Source organism: Halomonas sp. NPDC076908, from assembly GCF_050269715.1.
Classification (GTDB): Bacteria; Pseudomonadota; Gammaproteobacteria; order Pseudomonadales; family Halomonadaceae; genus Vreelandella.
The window spans coordinates 42,087-61,414 of the sequence record NZ_JBNNIW010000014.1 but is presented as its reverse complement, the minus strand read 5'-3'; the positions used below and the strand labels follow the sequence as shown (position 1 = coordinate 61,414).

The window sequence follows — 19,328 nt, the reverse complement described above, 5'->3', positions numbered from 1 at the left end:
TTCATCATACGAAGCACGCTGCTCCGTTAAGGAACCTCCAAAAAGGAGTGACTTAAGCGGTTTTGCTCATCTTGCTAGCAGCCGTTTGTGCTTGCTTGACATTGTCTTCAGTAATTTTCTGGCTTTTCTGAATAAAGTCCTGCTGTAAAGAAACGACCTTGTCGGCATCTCCTTTAGCGCGCTCAGCTAATTCTTTAACTACTTTTTGCTGGCCTTCCATGTAGCTGCGCAGGCCTTCTGCATCTTTTACGTCCATCATTTGGCGCATTTGAGCAATGCCGGTATCAACGTAGGCCTTGCTTGCGTCCATTTGGGCGTTGATCATTTTCTCAGTGTAATCGACACTTAAAGTCATATAGGCGCGCATTGGTGCCATAAACAGGTTGTCAAACTGTTGAGTCATTTCGTTAGTATTTACAGTACGCATATTTATACCCTCCAGGGTGATAGCAAGACTGTTTGAGCTGTATATTCAAAACCAGTATTGCCAAAATTAGTTGCCGAGAGCAGTTGTCCAGAGGTTGGCGCTGCTGATTGGCTTATTTTTCAATCTATCTTGCAGTGCAGCATAGCAAGTGTTTTTGTGCAGCGCAACATTTGATCTTAATAGGTTGTAATTCAGATGATTAATAACTAAGCGAACGATCTACAGGTTAATGGCTCAGAGTTAACGGCGGGAATTATTTTAATCAAAGGAGGACGAGCAATGGCAACACGTATGGAACGCGACAGCATGGGCGAACTGGAAGTGCCCGCCGATGCGCTTTATGGCGCTCAGACGCAGCGGGCGATTAACAACTTTCCGGTCTCGCATTCGCCTATGCCGACCGCCTTTATTCACGCAGTTGCCCGAATTAAGCTTGCGGCAGCACGCGCCAACCAAACATTAGGTGGGCTTGATGATGACCGCGCCGAAGCAATTCAGAAGGCTGCTCGCGAGGTGTTAACCGGCAAGCACGATCAGCAGTTTCCCATTGATGTGTTTCAAACCGGGTCGGGTACTTCTACCAATATGAACGTCAATGAGGTGCTCGCAACACTGGCCAGTCGTGAGGGTGTTGAGGTAACCCCCAACGATCATGTGAATATGGGCCAGTCGAGTAATGATGTTATTCCGACAGCTATCCATCTTTCCGCAGCCATTGCGGTACATGCGTCGCTGCGGCCAGCGCTACTACATCTACGCGATACCATTGACCAGCGTGCTGGTGAATTAAGCCACATTGTGAAAACCGGCCGCACTCACTTAATGGATGCCATGCCCTTACGTATGGATCAAGAGCTTGGGGCATGGTCGAGCCAAGTAGGGCAGGCGATAGAGCGTTTTGATAGCGCCATGCAAAGGCTTTGCCGCATAGCCCAGGGTGGTACAGCGGTGGGAACCGGTATCAATGCGCCAGTCGGGTTTGCTGAGCAAGTCGCCCAGGAACTGAGCGAGCAAACCGGGTTACTGTTTACGCCTAACGACAGTTTTTTCGCTAGCCTCTCTTCACAAGATGCGGCCGTGGAGCTGTCTGGGCAGTTGAAAGGGTTGGCCTGCGTGATTATGAAAATTGCCAACGATCTGCGCTGGATGAACTCCGGGCCATTAGCCGGGTTGGGTGAAATTGAGCTTGAGGCGTTGCAGCCCGGAAGTTCAATTATGCCGGGTAAGGTGAATCCGGTGATTCCGGAGTCAGCCGCTCAGGCAGCCGCCCAAGTGATCGGCTTGGATGCCGCCATTACCGTGGCGGGGCAAAGTGGTAATTTCCAGTTAAATGTCATGTTACCGCTGGTGGCTTCCAATTTGCTGACATCCATTAGCTTAATGAGTAATACCGCTCGCCTACTTGCTGACCGTGCCATCGCCACGTTCAAAGTGCGTGAAGATAATGTGATGGGCCCGCTGGCGCGTAACCCGATTTTGGTCACCGCTTTAAACGGGGAAATTGGTTATAACGCCGCTGCCGCCATTGCTAAAGAAGCTTATCAGGCGGGACGACCCATCATTGACGTGGCAGAAGAGAAGACTGACCTTGATAGAAAAACCTTAGAGCGGTTACTTGATCCGAAGGCGCTCACTCAGGGTGGAATCCCTGAGTAAGCAGGTGGTGAGTTAGCCTGCATGAAAATGTTGTGACTCAGGTCTCTTGCTTTTCGGTTTTGCCTTCTTGGATCGTTTCACTGGCTTCTTGGCGCTCCTCGGCACTTGCTTCAGGCGCTTTATTTTCGTCTTTGCGCGAGGGGCGATAACAGAGCGTTGCTAAGATAGGAAAATGATCTGAGCCAAACGCACCTAAGCGCTGCATGCTAACGAGCGTGAAATGCTCTGTCACAAAGATGTGATCTAAAGGCCAGCGCAACAAGGGGTATTTGGCATGGAAGGTACTGAACATGCCGCGTCCGCGGCGTGGATCTAGCATGCCTCCCACGCGACAAAAAAGCCGTGTTGTGCGCGACCATGCCACATCATTCAGGTCTCCAGCCACCAGCGTAGGCTTGGGATCTTCATGGATTTTTTTACCTATCAGCAGTAGTTCAGCGTCGCGCCAAAGCGATTTCTCGCTTTCACTTGGCGCGGGCGGGCGCGGGTGTACTGCGTATAGGCGAATGCGCTCGCCGTTGTCGAGTGTGATGTTTGTGTGAATAGAAGGAATATCATCTTGAATTAGCCACTCGATGGAAGTGTTCTCGAGAGCAAGGCGTGAATAAAGGTGCATTCCGTATAGATTATCGAGCGGAACTTTAACGCTGTGTGGCCAGTTTTCTGCGAGAACTGGATCTAGCTGGTCTTGCCACCACTGATCCGATTCAAGGGTCAGTACAATGTCAGGCTGATGGTGCTTAATCATCTCGATTAGCCTTTCAGTCCGGTGGTTTGGCATTAGTACGTTGGCGATGAGCAGCGTCACTGTGCGTTCGGCTTCGGGGGATTCAGCGGCCATCACTTGTACAGGCCAAATTCGCGTCCAGGGTAAAATGTAATTGGCCTGGATGATTAGCGTAGTGCCAGATGCAATGAGTGCTACCCAATACCATTGGCTATCATCAACAAAAAATACCGTCAATATAGCGGTAACTAATGCCAGGGAAGCGATTTGCAGGCGGGGAAATTCAAAGCACCGAATCCACCACCAGTGCACTTCAATGCGTGCCACAATGGTGCCTAATAGTAACGCGATGGCTATGCTTCCTAGCAAAGGACCAAGCACGGTTTGCCCCCTTAATTTATATAATTAATTTATGTTATCCATAATATCGAGCGCTAAGACTAGTTCCATAGTGAGATGAGTGTCCATTGGTCTGATAAATTTTGATGTTTGGCCGTATAGCGAGATATTGATGACGGAAGGAAATAGCTTGCAATTCAGTGGCAAGTGGGTAAAATTCGCATCCGTTGCTTGGCATGCGGGCGCTTAATATTCTGCGCAATAGAGCCTAATTAGATAGCTCTTAGTAAATAGCGCCTAGATAGGACCATAGCTCAGTTGGTTAGAGCGCCACGTTGACATCGTGGAGGTCGGCGGTTCAAATCCGCCTGGTCCTACCATTCACTCGGCAGCACCAATTTTCAGGACCATAGCTCAGTTGGTTAGAGCGCCACGTTGACATCGTGGAGGTCGGCGGTTCAAATCCGCCTGGTCCTACCAGCTGTATTGAAAACACCCCATGCCTTGGCATGGGGTGTTTTTGTTTGTGTGTTAAATGGCACTGCTCGTCAGGTTGGGTAAGTCGGTCTGACGTATAAACGTTGCGACCAAGGCTTCAATGCCGATTTGATCCTGTTCAGTGAAACGCGCGAAAAGAGGGCTATCTAAGTCGAGCACGCCCCAGAGGTGGCTGTTAATAACAATAGGAACCACTAATTCTGAACGTGAGTTGGCGTCGCAAGCAATGTGGTCAGCGACCGCGTGTACATCATCCACTCGCTGGGTCTTTTGTTCACGAGCAGCGGCACCACAGACGCCTTTGCTAAAGGGGATAGGGTGGCAGGCGGGTAGGCCTTGGAAGGGGCCTAAGCCCAGAAGATTGGGCTGGTGCTGCAAATAAAAGCCCACCCAGTTAAGGTCGCTAAGCTGCTGTTGAATAAAGGCACAGGTCTGAGCGCTATTGGTGAGCCAGTCGCGGGTATCGAGCAGTGCTTCGAGCTGACGGTTAAGTAGCGAGTAGTCGACGGTAGCTTGCATATACTTCCTTATCTATACAGCGCAACAGGCCGGCGCTTTTATGAGCGCCGGCCTGATCGGTTTATAACAACGATTTTACTCAGCAGCGTTACGGCTAACTAAGTGTTACTCAATCCAGCCCGGTACTGCTGCGCCTTTAAATAGTTCTTCCGCTTTTTCAATAACTTCATCACGCTGATAAGCGTCAATCAGTTGGCGAATCTCTTCACGATCTTCATCGCCGCCACGAACGGCGATCAGGTTGACGTAGGGCGACTCGGGGCCTTCTTTGATCAAGGCGTCGTCCAGGCTTAAGCCGGCTGGCTGGGCGAAGGTATTGTTAATAAACGCCATATCGACATCGGGAAGAACACGGGGCAACTGGGCAGCTTCGATTTCGCGGAAGCGGAAGTTGCGTGGGTTTTCGGCAATATCAATTGGCGTTGCTTCAAGGAATGTCGGATCATTCAGCGTAATCAGGCCTTCGTTGTGCATCAAAATCAGCGCGCGACCTTCATTGGAAGGGTCGTTGGGCAGCGCGATTTGGGCTCCGTCCGGCAGGTCGTCGATACTGTCATATTTTTCAGAGTAGGCGCCGATCGGATACACGAAGGTATAGCCCGCAATAGCCAAGTCATAGCCACGGTCATTTACCATCGACTGCAGGTAGGGCTCATGCTGGTAGGCATTGGCATCTAGGCTGCCATCTGCCAAAGCGGCATTGGGGGTGACGTAGTCAGTAAATTCGATGATTTCGACATCCAGGTCGAACTCTTCTTTAGCAATCCGAGCGGCAACTTCCATCACTTCCGTTTCAGGACCTGCGACGGTGCCCATTTTAATGCTGCGTGTTTCGGCGTTGGCAACGTTAATCGCTAGGGCAAGGGCCGTTAGGCTACCGATAATCAATTTTTGCATGGATGCTCTCCAGTGGCGCTGTTCGTAAATAAGTCAATAATACGGTAATAAAAAACATAAATCTAATGCGTTTTGGTTATATCTGATTGATAGCACCAAAAGTCGCTATTTACGGTCACTTTTGCGAACCAGATAGTCGCCCAAACTCTGAAACCCTTGAACCATAACCACCAGAATTACGACGGTAATCAGCATAATGGTTGGGTTGAAACGGTTGTAACCGTAGCGAATTCCTAAGTCGCCCAAGCCACCTCCGCCGACGGCTCCTGCCATGGCAGAGTAGCTAACTAGCGTGACCACGGTAATGGTTAACCCCGTCATGATGCCACCGCGCGCTTCTGGAATAAGTACTTTGCAAATGATTTGCCATGGGGTGGCGCCCATGGCTTGAGCGGCTTCAATTAACCCAGGCGAGAGCTCGTTAAGTGCACCTTCAACCAACCTAGCAACAAAAGGGATAGCGGCGATGGTGAGAGGCACTGACGCTGCATTAATACCAATCGATGTGCCCACCAGCATGCGGGTGAATGGAATGATGGCTACCATCAAAATAATAAAAGGTATCGAGCGGCCAATATTGGTGATAATGCTAAGTGCTTGATTAAGCACTGGCTTCGCTAGAATTTGGCGCGGACGGGTAACATAGAGCAGCACCCCCAGCGGGAGACCGACTAGCGTGGAAATAACCCCGGAAACCGCCACCATATAAAGAGTATCCAGCGTGGCTTGTAAAATAAGATCAAACATTGCGCTGGACATGGCCGAGTACCTCCACCTGTAATTGATGCGCTTCAAGATAGGTCATGGCTTGCTGTGTTTGATCGGGCGTCCCCAGTAGTTCAGCGATCATTAGTCCTAGTGTGCGATCCTGAATGGACTCTACCTTGGCTTGAAGAATGCTGACATCGACACTGCACTCACGGGCAAGGCGTGAAATGAGCGGTGTTGAGACAGCATCACCCGAGAACGTTAGCCGCACCACGGGATGCGTATCGACACCCGGTGTGTCGGAGAGCCTTTCAATCAGCTCCTTGGGGGGTGTTAACTGCAGGAAGTCGTTGAGGAATTCACGCCCCAACTGAGTGCGGGGAGCGGTAAAGAAGTCGCCCACTTCCGAATCTTCCACAAGCTCACCATCAGAGATTAGGCTGACCCGGTGGCAAATAGATTTAACTACCTCCATCTCATGGGTGATCAATAAGATGGTAATACCCAGTTGATGGTTAATGTCTCTCAGCAGCTCTAAAATTGAGCTGGTGGTCTGCGGATCCAGCGCCGAGGTCGCTTCGTCACACAGCAGTACCTGGGGTTTGCTTGCCAGCGCGCGGGCAATCGCCACCCGCTGCTTTTGACCGCCGGATAACTGGGCGGGGTATTGGTTAGCTTTATCTGCCAGGCCAACCATTTCCAACAGCGGAATGACACGCTCGCGGATGACGTTGCGTTTTTGCCCCATTAACTCAAGGGGCAGTGCAACGTTGTCGAATACGCTGCGGGTAGTCAGCAGGTTGAAGTGCTGAAAGATCATGCCTATCCGATGGCGCGCCCGGTTGAGTGCCGCGTTGCTTAAGCGCGTCATCTCTTCGCCATCGACAATAACGCTGCCGCTGGTCGGGCGCTCAAGCAAATTAACGCAGCGAATTAGCGTGGATTTACCGGCGCCTGAAAGCCCAATGACGCCGTGAATCGTGCCTTTCGGAACCGTGAGATTTGCATTTTTAAGCGCATAGACGGCATTAGTGCCGCTACCCTTGTTATTACTGAAATAGGTTTTACTGACGTTGCTAAGTTCAATCATAGCGTCTGCCTTAACGGTAGGCCGAAGACGGAGTGCGGGGCAGCAGGCGAAGGGGGGATAAAAAAAGCCACCCTTATGGGTGGTCATCAACGCTGGACACACCCTTTTAGCTGCACTTCACCAGACCAGTGGTCCAGTGGACGCCCGCAATATGGGTACAAATCGGCGTCACTTCAATTGCGGCGAAAGTCTAAAGATAGGCGGTATGCATGTCAAATATTACCAAGACACTGCACAATTTTGAGGCTCCAGTAGTAAGCTTGCCGGGTAGAGTTTAGTCAATATTTCGATTTTAAGGGGAAGGGCGATATGTTTACCGGCATTGTGCAAGGTGTGGCTAAAGTCGTAGCAGTGCGCGAGTTAGAAGCGTTTCGCGTGCATGTAGTGGAGCTGCCGCCTTCAATGCGAGTCGGACTTGAACTGGGTGCATCGGTAGCGCATAACGGCGTTTGCTTAACAGTGACAGCAATTGATGGCGATTATGTTAGTTTTGATTTAATGCGTGAAACGCTACGCTTGACCAATCTTGGTGCAATAAAGCCTGGGCAATGCGTCAATATAGAGCGCGCGGCGCGTTTTGGTGATGAGATCGGCGGGCATTCCATGTCAGGCCATATTATTGCTATGGCTGAGGTGGCCTCAATTGAAGAGGCGCCCAATAACCGTCGGCTGTGGTTTACGTTACCGGAAAGGCTAGGCAGGTTTGTGTTCGAAAAAGGCTATATTGGTGTAGACGGGATTAGTTTGACGATTGGCGATGTGCGCCAAGCAGAAAGCGGCAACATTGAATTTAGCGTCAATTTGATTCCAGAAACGCTCTGCCGAACTACTCTTCAAGACCGGGCGCCTGGAGATTTCGTTAATATCGAAATTGATCCTCAGACCCAGGTGATCGTTGAAACGGTAGAGCGTGTACTGTCCCAGCAAAGAGGGGATAGCCAACAGGGCCCCAGCAAATAGAGACCCGATAACGCCAATAGTGGACTCTTTTTGCTTATTGATTGACCGATCGGTTAGGTCATGGCCCAAAGATTGCTTGGCATTAAGCTGCGGGGCTATTCCTGCTTTCATTAGTCGTCATGCTGAGGCGCTCGCATCACAGTGAGGCTTTCGGTAATATGTGCGGCTTTTCTCGGTACCAGATCGCCTGCGAATGCGGCATTAGCGCGAAGGATAATAAGCTTCATGAAACTTCTGGATAACTATTTCAAGCTCACCGAGCACCATACCAACATCAAAACAGAAGTTATCGCCGGGGTTACCACATTCCTGACGATGGCCTACATCATTTTTGTTAACCCTAGCATTCTTTCTGAAGCGGGCATGGATTACGGTGCCGTATTTGTGGCGACCTGCTTAGCAGCAGCGATTGGCTGTTTAATAATGGGTTTGTGGGCCAATTATCCGATTGCTCAGGCGCCTGGCATGGGACTTAACGCCTTTTTTACCTACGGCGTTGTACTGGGGATGGGGTATACCTGGGAAGCAGCGTTGGGCGCGGTCTTCTTCTCCGGCCTAACGTTCTTTGCATTAAGCCTTTTCAAAATCCGTGAATGGATCATTAACTCTATTCCGATGTCGCTACGTTTAGGCATTGCTGCTGGTATCGGCCTTTTCCTGGCGATGATTGCGCTGAAAAACGCTGGCATTGTCGTTGCTAACCCTGCAACTTACGTTTCTTTAGGCGATCTTTCCCAGCCGCCAGCTATCTACGCACTGCTGGGTTTCTTTGTGATTACGGCATTGGCTTATCTTAAAGTCACCGGTGCGGTGATGATCGGTATTTTGGGCGTTACCGTTATTGCCATGGTGCTTGGGCATAATGAGTACGGCGGTCTTATGTCGATGCCACCGTCGATTGCGCCTACCTTTATGGCGATGGATTTGATGGGCGCGCTTGATATTGCCATGCTCAGTGTGATTTTCGCCTTTCTATTTGTTGATCTGTTCGACACGTCCGGCACGCTGGTGGGTGTGGCTCATCGGGGTAAGCTGCTGGATAAAGACGGCAAGTTGCCGCGTATTGGTCGCGCTATGATGGCCGATAGTACCGCTTCTATGGCGGGTGCAGCATTGGGCACCTCCACCACGACTAGCTATATTGAATCAACTGCAGGTATCGCATCCGGTGGGCGTACTGGCTTAACTGCGGTGGTGGTCGCTGGCATGTTCCTTATTAGTTTGTTCTTTGCGCCACTAGCGGGTTCTATCCCGGCCTATGCGACGGCGGGTGCATTGCTATATGTCGCCGTATTGATGGCGGGCAGCTTAGCCCATGCGAACTGGGAAGACCCAACTGACGCGGCGCCAGTACTGATTGCTGCCTTAGCGATGCCGCTAACGTTCTCAATTGCCGAAGGGATCGCGCTTGGCTTTATTAGCTATGTAGCAATTAAAACGCTTTCGGGTCGTTTCAGTGATTTGAACCCAGCGGTCATCGTTTTAGCGCTGCTGTTTGCGGCAAGATATCTATTCTTAGGGTGATAGGCCCTTACCACTTTTTTACTCAATGAGAGACGCGATGAGCATCTACGGCGACTACATTAAGTCCGTTATTCGCACGGTTCCCGATTGGCCTGAGCAGGGAGTGAATTTTCGAGACATTACTCCCTTGCTACAAAATAGCGCTGCCTTTCGCAAGCTGATCGATAGCTTCGTACACCGCTACCAGGAGATGGACCTAGATGCCATCGCGGCCATTGATGCGCGTGGTTTCATTATCGGCGCGCCGCTGGCGTATGAGTTGGGATGCAGCTTTGTGCCGGTGCGTAAGAAAGGTAAATTACCGTTTAAAACGATCAGTGAGACCTACACGCTTGAGTATGGGCACTCGGAAGTTGAGCTCCACTCCGATGCTTTCCAGCAAGGTGATCGAATTCTGCTGATGGACGATCTGATAGCGACGGGCGGCACTATGCTAGCCGCAGCTAATCTCATTCAGCGTAGCGGTGGCCAGGTAGTTGAAACTGCTACTATTATTGACCTACCGGGATTGGGTGGTTCACAAAAGATTCGCGATGCTGGTTACAGCGTATTCGCAGTTTGTTCTTTCAACGAAGACGAGTAATTCTCAATGAGCAGCGACCGTTACCATCAGCACTTCACTGTCTCTTGGGATCAGTTACATCGCGATGTGCGCACCCTTTGTCACCAGATGATTGAGCGTGACTTTAAAGGCATCGTGGCGATTACCCGTGGCGGCTTAATCCCGGCTGCGCTTATTGCCCGGGAACTGGATATTCGCCTCATCGATACAGTATGTATTAAAAGCTATGACCACATGGATCAAGGCGGCCTGGATATCATGAAGGGCGTTGATCACGACGGCGATGGCTGGCTACTGGTCGATGACTTAGTGGACACTGGCAAAACCGCACGTGCCGTGCGTAAGATGCTGCCGAAAGCCCACTTTGTGACTATTTACGCCAAACCAGATGGTCGTCCACTGGTGGATCAATACCTGACGGAAGTTGCTCAACAGTGCTGGATTCAGTTCCCCTGGGATATGGGTGTTGCTTACGTTGAGCCGCTTGTTGATCAAATGAAGAGGTAATGATGGCCAATCCACTTCCCGATGACTGGAGTCAGTGGCTGGGTGATGAGTTTCAGGCTGACTATATGCTGGCGCTGAAAGCATTTTTAGCACAGCAAAAAGCCGCTAAGAAGATTATTTTCCCCCACTCATCACAGTGGTTTCGCGCTTTTGAGCTGACACCGTTGAGTGAAGTGAAAGTGGTTATTTTAGGGCAGGATCCTTACCACGGCCCAAATCAGGCCCACGGCCTGTGCTTTTCGGTGCAGCCGGGTGTGCCCGTGCCGCCTTCGCTGGTTAACATCTATAAAGAGTTGGCCACCGATGTAGGCTTTACTCCAGTTCGTCACGGGCATCTGGAAGCGTGGGCTAAGCAGGGCGTGCTGTTGTTGAATACATCGCTTACCGTGGAGCAGGGAAATGCGGCGTCCCACCGGGGTAAGGGGTGGGAGCCGTTTACTGATCGTGCTATCGAAACCGTCAGCCAACATGCGTCTCCCTGTGTGTTTTTGCTTTGGGGAAGCCATGCACGGCAAAAGAGAGCGCTGATTGACCAGGAGCGCCATTTGATACTTGAAGCGCCGCACCCGTCACCGCTCTCCGCACACCGCGGTTTTTTTGGTACGCGGCATTTTTCTCAAGCAAATCAATTTCTACAAGCGCAAGGCCGAACGCCAATTGAGTGGCAATTACCTGAAACCGCTTAACCTCGTTAGTGGTTGCGGGTAGAATGTGCGCAATTTTGTGCTTAGCTGATGCAACCTTGGTTGCTATACTGAATCCCCTGCAGTGAGGAAGTCCCATGAGTGTTTACGCCATTAACCATCCGCTTGTTCAACATAAGCTGGGTCTGATGCGCGAAGCTGATCTGAGCACTAAGAGCTTTCGTGAACTGGCAGGTGAAGTCGCTAAGCTTTTGACCTACGAAGCAACTAAAGGACTTGAGCTAGAAGACCATGAAATTCAGGGATGGAACGGTGAGCCGATTGCGACGCGTCGCTTAAAGGGTAAAAAGGTCACCGTCGTGCCGATTCTGCGTGCAGGCCTTGGCATGCTGGAAGGCGTAACAGATTTAATCCCAAGTGCACGGGTGAGCGTGGTAGGCCTATATCGCGACGAAGAAACGCTTCAGCCGGTGCCCTATTTTGCCAAGTTTGCCAACGATATCGAAGAGCGGATGGCCATTGTCATTGACCCGATGCTGGCGACAGGTGGCTCAATGGTGGCAACGCTAGACATGCTGCGTGAGCGTGGCTGTGAGCATATGAAAGTGATTGTCTTGGTAGCAGCCCCTGAAGGGATTAAACGGGTGCAAGAAGCTTATCCTGATATTGAAATTTACACGGCGTCGGTCGATGACCGACTCGATGAAAATGGCTATATCGTCCCCGGGTTGGGTGACGCTGGCGATAAGATTTTCGGAACGCGCTGAGCGTCCTTCCTAATATTGCCCCTTACGCTTTGCGTTAGGGGCATTTTTTTGCCCCTTTAACTCTCAAACTTCCGGAGTTCTCCAATGAGCGAAGCTGTCAGTAACGCTGAACCATGGCCGAAAGTACTGCTAACCGGCGCGCAAATGCTGTTTGTAGCGTTTGGCGCGTTGGTATTGGTCCCCCTGCTAACAGGCCTTGATCCGAGCGTTGCGCTATTTACTGCTGGAGCTGGCACGCTGATATTTCATGCGGTGACTAAACAAAGCGTACCGGTTTTTTTGGCCTCTTCGTTTGCCTTTATTGCACCTATCCAGGGTTCTGTAGCGAGTTTTGGTATATCTGCCACCATGGGCGGGCTGATGGCGGCGGGGCTGGTGTATGTCGCCATCTCCCAGGCTGTGCGTCTTAAAGGCACCGCCTGGTTACACCGGTTACTGCCTGCGGTGGTGGTAGGCCCGGTGATTATGGTGATTGGCCTGGCGTTGGCACCGGTTGCGGTGAGTATGGCGACCGGTGAAACCAGCGATAATATTGGTTATGGTGCCGCTATTTTCTTATCCATGGCCAGTTTGCTGGTAACGCTGCTGCTGGCAGTGTTTGGTCGCGGCTTGCTACGCTTGGTGCCGATTATTGGCGGTATTACCACGGGCTATGTATTGGCGCTGCTGATGGGAGTCGTTGATTTTACCCCGGTGCGTGAAGCTGCCTGGTTCTCTGTGCCAAGCTTTACGGCACCCAGTTTTCACTGGGCTGCCATCCTGTTTATGATTCCGGTCGCGATTGCCCCGGCGGTAGAGCATATTGGTGATATGGTTGCCATTGGCTCGGTAACGCGTAAAAACTATCTTGAAAAGCCTGGTCTTCATCGCACCTTGTTAGGCGATGGCTTAGCCACTACCGTAGCCGCTCTGTTTGGTGGACCGCCCAACACTACCTACTCGGAAGTAACGGGGGCGGTAACACTGACGCGAGCGTTCAATCCCAAATTTATGATTGTCGCTGCTGTTCTGGCTATTGTGTTGGCGTTTGTTTCTAAACTGGGCGCTCTGTTACAAACCATACCTGGCCCGGTGATGGGTGGCATTATGACACTGCTATTTGGCTCCATTGCCGTGGTGGGCATGAACACCCTGGTGCGTGCAGGGCAGTCGCTAACGGCGCCGCGAAATCTGGTCGTGGTCTCGCTGATTCTCGTCTTTGGTATTGGCGGCATGCAGTTTGGAGGTGGTCAATTTACTCTGCAAGGTGTGAGTTTGGCCGCGCTGGTGGGGATTGCGTTGAACTGGCTATTACCCCGGGAACGAGAGGGGGAGTAAGGTGGCATTCTTACGCGCAATAAGTGCCGAAAGTGGTCAACAGGAGTGGTGGAGGTATGGCTGACGAACTGAGCGCATCTTTTCCCGTATTGGGCATTGCTGCCTGGAGCGGGACGGGTAAAACGACGCTGTTAGAGAAGCTGCTGCCACTGCTTGGCGAGCATGGCTTAAAAGTAGCCGTGATTAAGCATGCGCACCACTCTTTTGAGGTCGACCAGCCTGGCAAAGACAGCTACAAACTGCGCTGCGCCGGGGCGGCCCCGATGCTAATTGCCTCTAGAGAACGATTTGCTTTGATGCAGGAAACACCTGGTCAAGCAGAGCCCGATTTAGCCCAGTTGATTGCGATGATGGCATTGCACCAACCCGACTTGGTGATTGTCGAAGGCTTTAAAGCTTGGCCTATCCCCAAGCTGGTGCTTTACCGTGATGGTATTGGCGATGCCACTATTTTGACCGGCCCTTACGTTGAGGCGGTGGCGCTGAGTGCTCCTGCGCCTATCCAATTAGCTGCTTCTTTGGTGAAGTTAAGCCTTGACGATAGTGAAGCGATTGCGCGCTGGATCGTGGCTTGGGTAAATGCGAAAAATAACGTTTTGGCGTCAAGTACGTTGGCTATTAATAAGGAAAGGTGACCAATATGCATCTAACCCACCTCAACGCCCTTGGCGAAGCCAATATGGTGGATGTCGGCGATAAACAAGAAACCCGCCGCGAAGCAGTGGCTTCAGGGCGTATTGTAATGCAGCCAGAAACGCTCAAATTGCTTACCAGCGGTGAGTTACCCAAAGGTGATGTGCTTGCGACGGCTCGTATTGCCGGCATTCAGGCCGCTAAACGTACCCATGAGCTGATCCCGCTTTGCCACTCTTTGGCGCTATCCAAGGTGTCGGTTGAGTTTGACATTAATCTTGCGGAATCGTGTGTCAACGTTACCGCTTTATGTCGGTTGAATGGTCGTACCGGCGTTGAAATGGAGGCTCTCACGGCTGTCTCGGTGGCGTGTTTGACGCTTTATGATATGTGTAAAGCCGTCGATAAAAATATGTGTATCGAGGCCATTCAGCTCGACAGTAAGCAGGGCGGTCAGCGTGGTGACTATCAGCGCACTAATGTGCAGGCGCCTATTGTGACCGGCGAGGGTGAGTCGGGCGAGGTTAGTGTAGGTGAGCGCTGCTCATCGCCCTGCATCCGTGTAAAGTTTCTGGCTGAACTGCGCGAGCGGCTTGGTGAAAGCGAGGCGGTGGTTGGGTTGGATGACTTGGCTAGCCGTGATATTAGTGGTTTAAAGTCAGCACTTGTTAAGCGTGATGTGCGTTTTAATGTGCTGACCGACCAGCGTACGCTATGCGCGATTAATCAAGTCATGGCAAACGATGACGCATTAGTAACCGACGATGATGAAGTGGCCTTCTTCCCACCGGTTACAGGGGGCTAGGGTGGATATCGAGCTGGATATTAAGGTAGTGATACAAGCAACGCCTTTCGCCATGGCTTATGGTTATGACGATGCATTAGCAGGTCGCAGCGATATAGGCGCAGTGGTTAGCTTTACCGGATTAGTGCGTGATTTCAACGAAACGCCTGATGTGACGGGGTTAACTTTAGAGCACTACCCTGGTATGACCGAGTCAACGCTGATAACGATTGGCGAGCAGGCCTGGCAGCGCTGGTCGCTCCAGGCAGTGCGTATTATCCATCGAGTAGGTTACTTGGCGCCAGGTGACCCTATTGTGCGAGTGTTGGTTGCCAGTGCCCATCGCCGAGAGGCGTTTGAAGCCTGCGATTTTATTATGGACTTTCTAAAAACCCAGGCGCCTTTTTGGAAGAAAGAGCACTCTACTCAAGGCGAGTATTGGGTTAAAGAACGGCACTCCGATCAACTAGATGCAGCGCGTTGGAGTTAAGACTGCCGCATCGCTGCGCTATTAGCAATGGTGCAATGCTATCGGTTAATCGCGCTTCCATACGAAGCAGGCTCAGGCATTTCTGCGGCCATGATTTGTAAATGTACTTCCGGCAGGTGTTGCATGTGATCAGCCAGCCAGTGAATGAGCCGTGGCTGTAGCGCTTGACGTAAATCAGCTAACGTATCCGCGGCAATCGCCTCAAGCTGATCATCAAGCCACTCGCTAAAGCTATCTTCGTCAAGCGGACTGGCACCTGATGCATCCAGCATTAGGCGTCCAATCCGAGACCAGCCGGTGGCGCTTGCGGTAACCGGTAGGGCTAAATATAAGCTACCACGGCGTGCTGTATGAGTTGCGCTGCTCTCAAGCCCTGGGTGGGGTACAACGCTGTTCTGGCTGACAATACAGGGCGGCTGTGGGTAGCGCGCCTCGCAGCGCAAGCCGTGACTATCAAAGCAGATTAAATCGCCGTTGACCGGTGCTAGCGGGGCGCTGATACTCAACCGCTGGGCGATTTCCTGATGGGCTTGCTGATGCCGCGCCTCACCATGGACGGGCATTAGATGACTAGGCTTAATCCACAGGTAAAGTTTAATTAACTCTTCCTGAGCAGGGTGGCCAGTGGCATGTAACTCAGGATTGGTGAATTCATCGTAAAGGCGCACGCCTAAGTGAACTAAGCGCTTTTTTAACTGTTCGATTGGCCGTTCATTACCTGGAATCGCTTTAGCTGAAAAAATGATGTTGTCACCGGGCTCCAGTTCGACAAAGGGATGGCGTCCCTGAGCAAGGCGCTGAAGGGCAGCGCGAGGCTCTCCCTGGCTGCCAGTGGCGATAATCACCACCTCATCCGGTGGCAGGTAGCCTAGGTCATGATTGGGCACCAGCGGTGGTAAATCATCCATATAGCCTAGCCCGCGCGCCACGCTGACCATCCGCTCCATTGAGCGGCCCATTAAGCTGATGCGGCGACCGCATTTTTGCGCTGCGCGGCCAATGGCAAGCACCCGTGCCAAATTGCTGGCGAAGCAAGAGACCACCACGCGGCCTTGGCAGTTAGCGATGGTTTTGGCTAATGCTTTGGCCACGTCCCCCTCGCTGCCGGAGTGGCCGGGCATCGGAGCGTTGGTCGAGTCGCCCACTACTAAATCGATGGGTGCAAGGGCCCTAAACTGTGTAGCGCTCATCGGCGTGCCGATAAGCGGCTCAGGGTCAAGCTTCCAATCACCGGTGTGTAACACGCGGTAACCGCCCGCCAGCATTACCAATGCGCAGCTTTCTGGAATGGAGTGGGTTAAGAGTAAATAGCGTAACGTGAATGGCCCACTTTCCAGTGCTTCGCCAGGTTCAATCACCTGTATAGCTGCACTGCTAAGACCATGCTCGGCAAATTTTAATCTCAACAGGCCCGCCGCAAGAGGGGTGGCATAAATGGGGCAGTTCCACATTGGCCACAGCCAAGCCACAGCGCCAATATGATCTTCATGACCATGGGTGATAAACAGCGCTTTAGGGGTAATGCCTAATGCTTTTGGGGTATCAAGGTTAGGCACCTGTAGCGGCGAGTTAGGAAGATCCTGGCGAATCATCATGCCGCAATCAACGGCTATCCAGTGGTCATCATAGCCGTAGAGCGTTAGATTCATTCCAATTTCACCACATCCCCCCAGCGGCAGTAAGCGCAGGGGGGGGCGACGACGGGGACGAATTTGAACGCGAGGTGAATGCATTAGTTATAAAAAACCTAAAAAGTAATGCCTTAACTATACGGGAAGGCAGGGGCGGCTAACAATCATCCAGGGCCTTCCGATACACTACGTAACCCAGTCTCACGTCCACAGTCGCGGGATTGTGAGACTGGTTTGGTAATCAGTCGGATTGAAATAGGTCAAGAGTAGCTCACATGTCCCATTATTATCGTTTAGTTGTTTCCTGTCCTGATCGGGTAGGTATCGTTGCAAGTGTCTCAAGCTTTATTGCTCAGCAGGGCGGCTCTATCACTGAAGCAAGTCAGCACTCCGATCTAGAAACCGGCTGCTTTTTTATGCGCTACGAAATTTTAGCGGATTCAGTGGGCATGTCGGTGGAAGCGCTGCGAGCTGCGTTTGAGCCGGTGGCCAGCGAGTTCAATATGCGGTGGTCGCTGGTGGATACACAGAAGCGTCGTCGTGTAGTGCTGATGGTGTCGCGGGAGTCACACTGTCTGGTTGATCTGCTTTACCGTTGGCAGGCAGGAGAGTTGGATTGCGATGTTGTCAGCGTTATTTCCAACCATGATGATATGCGTTCGCTAACCGAGTGGTACGGTATCCCTTATCACCATGTGCCGGTTGACCCTGAAAATAAGCAGGCATCGTTTGCCCAGGTTCAGGCTGAAATAGACGCTGTTCGCGCGGATTGCGTCGTGCTGGCGCGCTATATGCAAATTCTTCCGCCTGAGTTATGCGAACGCTATGCAGGAAGAGTAATTAATATTCACCACAGTTTCTTACCCTCTTTCGCGGGCGCGAAGCCATACCATCAGGCTTATCAACGCGGCGTTAAGCTCATTGGTGCTACCTGCCACTACGTGACCGAGGAACTCGATGCGGGCCCTATCATCGAACAGGACATTCACCGGGTAAGCCACTGTCATACGCCCACAGATTTAGTCCGCTTTGGACGTGATGTTGAGAAAGCAGTGCTTGCGCGCGGCTTACGCTGGCATTTAGAAGATCGCGTAATTGTTCATGGCAACAAAACGGTTGTTTTCAGCTAACAGCTCATCATAACGCTCACTCACCAGGGAGGCTGCCATGTCATTTGCGCAAAGTGTATTAGCGCCCTGGGCGCTATTGCTCACTTCGCTACTCTCGCTATGCGTTATGGTTTGGGCTCTCTGGCGGCAGCCGTGGCAAGCATTAATTGACGATACGGAGCTTCAGCACCGCTGGCTGGGCGCGACTCTGGCGGTGGTGCTGATGTGGCAGCTACGCGCTCAGGCGGTCGACTGGCTAACGCTGCATCTGGTATTTACCGCCTTAATGACGCTGATATTCAAAGTGCCCTTGGCTTTGATCAGCAATGTCGTGATCAATGTGGCAATGGTTATTATCGGCCGCAATGAGTGGATGCTATTAGGGGCGAATGTGCTGGTGACGGGGATTGTGCCAGCGACTATCATTGGTGTGGTCTGGCGGTTGGTAGACCGCCGCCTGCCAGATAACTTAATGGTCTTTCTGTTTGCGTGTGGTTTCTTCGGGGCCGCATTAGCTACGCTAGGGGGCGGGCTTACTGTAGTTTTGCTGATCATTGTCGCCGGAACCGATCCTGACGCGATTTTTCTAGCTCAGGAGTACGCTCGCTTCTTGCCTCTGCTCATGCCGTCAGAGGCCTTTATTACCGGCATGCTGCTGAGTATTCTGCTGGTCTACCATCCTGATTGGGTGGCCACTTTTAATGACCACCGTTATATCGATATGCAGTAGAGGGCTGTTGTTAGCCGAGCGCTTGGCCATTGCCTCCACGAATGACGCCAACGCCAACGCCTTCGATCTCAAGAGATTGTGAGCGTAGATCGATTTCAATCGGAGCGAAGTCATTATTTTCAGCAAACAGGGTTACCTGATGTCCTTGGCGTTTAAAGCGCTTAACCGTCACTTCATCATCCAATCGAGCTACAACGATCTGCCCATCGCGTACTCGCTCTGTGCGGTGAACTGCCAATAAATCGCCCTCTAAAATGCCGATATCCTTCATGGATAGTCCGCGTACCCGAAGCAGGTAGTCTGCTTTAGGCGTGAAGTATTCAGGCGGTAACGGGCAGTAGCGATCAATGTGTTCGGCGGCCAAGATTGGGCTTCCAGCGGCCACTTCACCAATGACCGGTAAGCCGGTGGGATTTGAATCCACGTTTGCAGGCAGCGTAGCGACAGTAGGATCGATAGTTTCCTGCGGCTCTTGGTTGGGCAGCCGGATACCGCGCGACGTATTGCGGATAATTCGAATCACGCCTTTACGTTCTAGCGCGCGCAAGTGCTCTTCAGCAGCATTTGGCGAGCGGAAGCCAAGCGCTTTAGCAATCTCAGCGCGTGTTGGAGGGTAGCCAAATTCGCCCATAGTCTTAACGATAAAATCAAATACATGCTGTTGACGAGCGGTTAGCGGACGCGACATACCAGACTCCATAAATAGTGAATAGACAGTAACAAATTAAAGGGTGACTAAGTTATAAGTGTTTAAGTATACAGTATGTTCCTCTGTCCAGTATATGGCTCGTCAATACTCATATTTATCT

21 protein-coding genes and 2 tRNA genes are annotated in these 19,328 nt (G+C 51.6%); 15 read left to right on the top strand and 8 right to left on the bottom strand.

The genetic code is table 11. The features are described 5' to 3' along the window. Positions 1 to 52: 52 nt before the first annotated feature. Positions 53 to 427 (bottom strand): phasin family protein, encoded by a 375-nt coding sequence (locus tag ACQKE4_RS10380; RefSeq protein ID WP_427388244.1) that lies wholly within the window; start codon positions 425 to 427, stop codon positions 53 to 55. A 279-nt stretch (positions 428 to 706) separates the two neighbouring features. Here ACQKE4_RS10380 and ACQKE4_RS10375 point away from each other — a divergent pair, with 279 nt between their 5' ends. After that, positions 707 to 2,083 carry a class II fumarate hydratase gene (locus tag ACQKE4_RS10375; protein ID WP_427388243.1) on the top strand — a complete coding sequence of 459 codons (1,377 nt, stop codon included), beginning with the start codon at positions 707 to 709 and terminating at the stop codon, positions 2,081 to 2,083. Positions 2,084 to 2,120: 37 nt separating this feature from the next. On the opposite strand, the gene ACQKE4_RS10370 is transcribed toward ACQKE4_RS10375, so the two are convergent. After that, positions 2,121 to 3,191: an endonuclease/exonuclease/phosphatase family protein gene (locus ACQKE4_RS10370; RefSeq protein ID WP_427388242.1), complete on the bottom strand. Its 1,071-nt coding sequence runs from the start codon at positions 3,189 to 3,191 to the stop codon at positions 2,121 to 2,123. A 261-nt stretch (positions 3,192 to 3,452) separates the two neighbouring features. Between ACQKE4_RS10370 and ACQKE4_RS10365 the strand changes: the two genes are divergently transcribed. Together ACQKE4_RS10365 and ACQKE4_RS10360 are read left to right on the top strand one after the other, a co-directional pair. After that, positions 3,453 to 3,529, top strand: a tRNA-Val gene (locus ACQKE4_RS10365). Positions 3,530 to 3,552: 23 nt separating this feature from the next. Then, positions 3,553 to 3,629: transfer RNA gene (locus ACQKE4_RS10360), tRNA-Val, on the top strand. A gap of 51 nt (positions 3,630 to 3,680) precedes the next feature. Here ACQKE4_RS10360 and ACQKE4_RS10355 read toward each other — a convergent pair. The 4 genes from ACQKE4_RS10355 to ACQKE4_RS10340 form a co-directional block, all read right to left on the bottom strand. Beyond that, positions 3,681 to 4,166 carry a GAF domain-containing protein gene (locus ACQKE4_RS10355; RefSeq protein WP_427388241.1) on the bottom strand — a complete coding sequence of 162 codons (486 nt, stop codon included), beginning with the start codon at positions 4,164 to 4,166 and terminating at the stop codon, positions 3,681 to 3,683. A gap of 105 nt (positions 4,167 to 4,271) precedes the next feature. Continuing rightward, entirely contained in the window at positions 4,272 to 5,063 is a 792-nt protein-coding gene (locus tag ACQKE4_RS10350; protein WP_427388240.1) for a MetQ/NlpA family ABC transporter substrate-binding protein, read from the bottom strand. A gap of 105 nt (positions 5,064 to 5,168) precedes the next feature. After that, entirely contained in the window at positions 5,169 to 5,822 is a 654-nt protein-coding gene (locus tag ACQKE4_RS10345) for a methionine ABC transporter permease (RefSeq protein WP_290834324.1), read from the bottom strand. Next, positions 5,803 to 6,861 (bottom strand): methionine ABC transporter ATP-binding protein, encoded by a 1,059-nt coding sequence (locus ACQKE4_RS10340; RefSeq protein WP_427388239.1) that lies wholly within the window; start codon positions 6,859 to 6,861, stop codon positions 5,803 to 5,805. The genes ACQKE4_RS10345 and ACQKE4_RS10340 overlap by 20 nt, the downstream gene beginning before the upstream one ends. 309 nt (positions 6,862 to 7,170) lie before the next feature. On the opposite strand from ACQKE4_RS10340, the gene ACQKE4_RS10335 reads away from it, so the two are divergent. The 10 genes from ACQKE4_RS10335 (at position 7,171) to moaE (ending at position 15,049) form a co-directional block, all read left to right on the top strand. Next, positions 7,171 to 7,821, top strand: a complete 651-nt coding sequence (locus tag ACQKE4_RS10335; protein ID WP_427388238.1) for a riboflavin synthase subunit alpha — start codon at positions 7,171 to 7,173, stop codon at positions 7,819 to 7,821. A 225-nt stretch (positions 7,822 to 8,046) separates the two neighbouring features. Then, complete coding sequence (locus ACQKE4_RS10330; RefSeq protein WP_427388237.1) at positions 8,047 to 9,345, top strand: NCS2 family permease; 1,299 nt, start codon at positions 8,047 to 8,049, stop codon at positions 9,343 to 9,345. A 37-nt stretch (positions 9,346 to 9,382) separates the two neighbouring features. Then, positions 9,383 to 9,928 carry an adenine phosphoribosyltransferase gene (locus ACQKE4_RS10325; RefSeq protein WP_427388235.1) on the top strand — a complete coding sequence of 182 codons (546 nt, stop codon included), beginning with the start codon at positions 9,383 to 9,385 and terminating at the stop codon, positions 9,926 to 9,928. Positions 9,929 to 9,934: 6 nt separating this feature from the next. After that, entirely contained in the window at positions 9,935 to 10,414 is a 480-nt protein-coding gene (gene gpt / locus ACQKE4_RS10320; protein ID WP_427388234.1) for a xanthine phosphoribosyltransferase, read from the top strand. 2 nt (positions 10,415 to 10,416) lie between these two features. Further along, the gene (ung, locus tag ACQKE4_RS10315; protein WP_427388295.1) at positions 10,417 to 11,100 is read left to right on the top strand and encodes a uracil-DNA glycosylase; all 684 of its coding nucleotides are present in this window, start codon (positions 10,417 to 10,419) and stop codon (positions 11,098 to 11,100) included. Between the two features lie 95 nt (positions 11,101 to 11,195). Continuing rightward, the gene (gene upp, locus ACQKE4_RS10310; RefSeq protein WP_290837224.1) at positions 11,196 to 11,825 is read left to right on the top strand and encodes a uracil phosphoribosyltransferase; all 630 of its coding nucleotides are present in this window, start codon (positions 11,196 to 11,198) and stop codon (positions 11,823 to 11,825) included. A gap of 84 nt (positions 11,826 to 11,909) precedes the next feature. Next, positions 11,910 to 13,142, top strand: a complete 1,233-nt coding sequence (locus tag ACQKE4_RS10305; protein ID WP_427388233.1) for a uracil-xanthine permease family protein — start codon at positions 11,910 to 11,912, stop codon at positions 13,140 to 13,142. A gap of 56 nt (positions 13,143 to 13,198) precedes the next feature. Next, positions 13,199 to 13,777, top strand: coding sequence for a molybdopterin-guanine dinucleotide biosynthesis protein B (mobB, locus tag ACQKE4_RS10300; protein WP_427388232.1), 579 nt, complete (start codon positions 13,199 to 13,201; stop codon positions 13,775 to 13,777). Positions 13,778 to 13,782: 5 nt separating this feature from the next. Further along, entirely contained in the window at positions 13,783 to 14,580 is a 798-nt protein-coding gene (moaC, locus tag ACQKE4_RS10295; RefSeq protein WP_427388231.1) for a cyclic pyranopterin monophosphate synthase MoaC, read from the top strand. After that, positions 14,543 to 15,049: a molybdopterin synthase catalytic subunit MoaE gene (gene moaE / locus ACQKE4_RS10290; RefSeq protein ID WP_427388294.1), complete on the top strand. Its 507-nt coding sequence runs from the start codon at positions 14,543 to 14,545 to the stop codon at positions 15,047 to 15,049. Before moaC ends, moaE begins: the two co-directional genes overlap by 38 nt. Positions 15,050 to 15,087: 38 nt before the next feature. On the opposite strand, the gene ACQKE4_RS10285 is transcribed toward moaE, so the two are convergent. Beyond that, complete coding sequence (locus ACQKE4_RS10285) at positions 15,088 to 16,698, bottom strand: ribonuclease J (protein ID WP_427388293.1); 1,611 nt, start codon at positions 16,696 to 16,698, stop codon at positions 15,088 to 15,090. 257 nt (positions 16,699 to 16,955) lie between these two features. Here ACQKE4_RS10285 and purU point away from each other — a divergent pair, with 257 nt between their 5' ends. Together purU and ACQKE4_RS10275 are read left to right on the top strand one after the other, a co-directional pair. Next, entirely contained in the window at positions 16,956 to 17,810 is an 855-nt protein-coding gene (gene purU, locus ACQKE4_RS10280; protein WP_427388230.1) for a formyltetrahydrofolate deformylase, read from the top strand. Positions 17,811 to 17,847: 37 nt separating this feature from the next. Further along, positions 17,848 to 18,519, top strand: coding sequence for an energy-coupling factor ABC transporter permease (locus ACQKE4_RS10275; RefSeq protein ID WP_427388229.1), 672 nt, complete (start codon positions 17,848 to 17,850; stop codon positions 18,517 to 18,519). 10 nt (positions 18,520 to 18,529) lie between these two features. On the opposite strand, the gene lexA is transcribed toward ACQKE4_RS10275, so the two are convergent. Continuing rightward, complete coding sequence (gene lexA / locus ACQKE4_RS10270; RefSeq protein WP_427388228.1) at positions 18,530 to 19,207, bottom strand: transcriptional repressor LexA; 678 nt, start codon at positions 19,205 to 19,207, stop codon at positions 18,530 to 18,532. Positions 19,208 to 19,328: the final 121 nt, after the last annotated feature.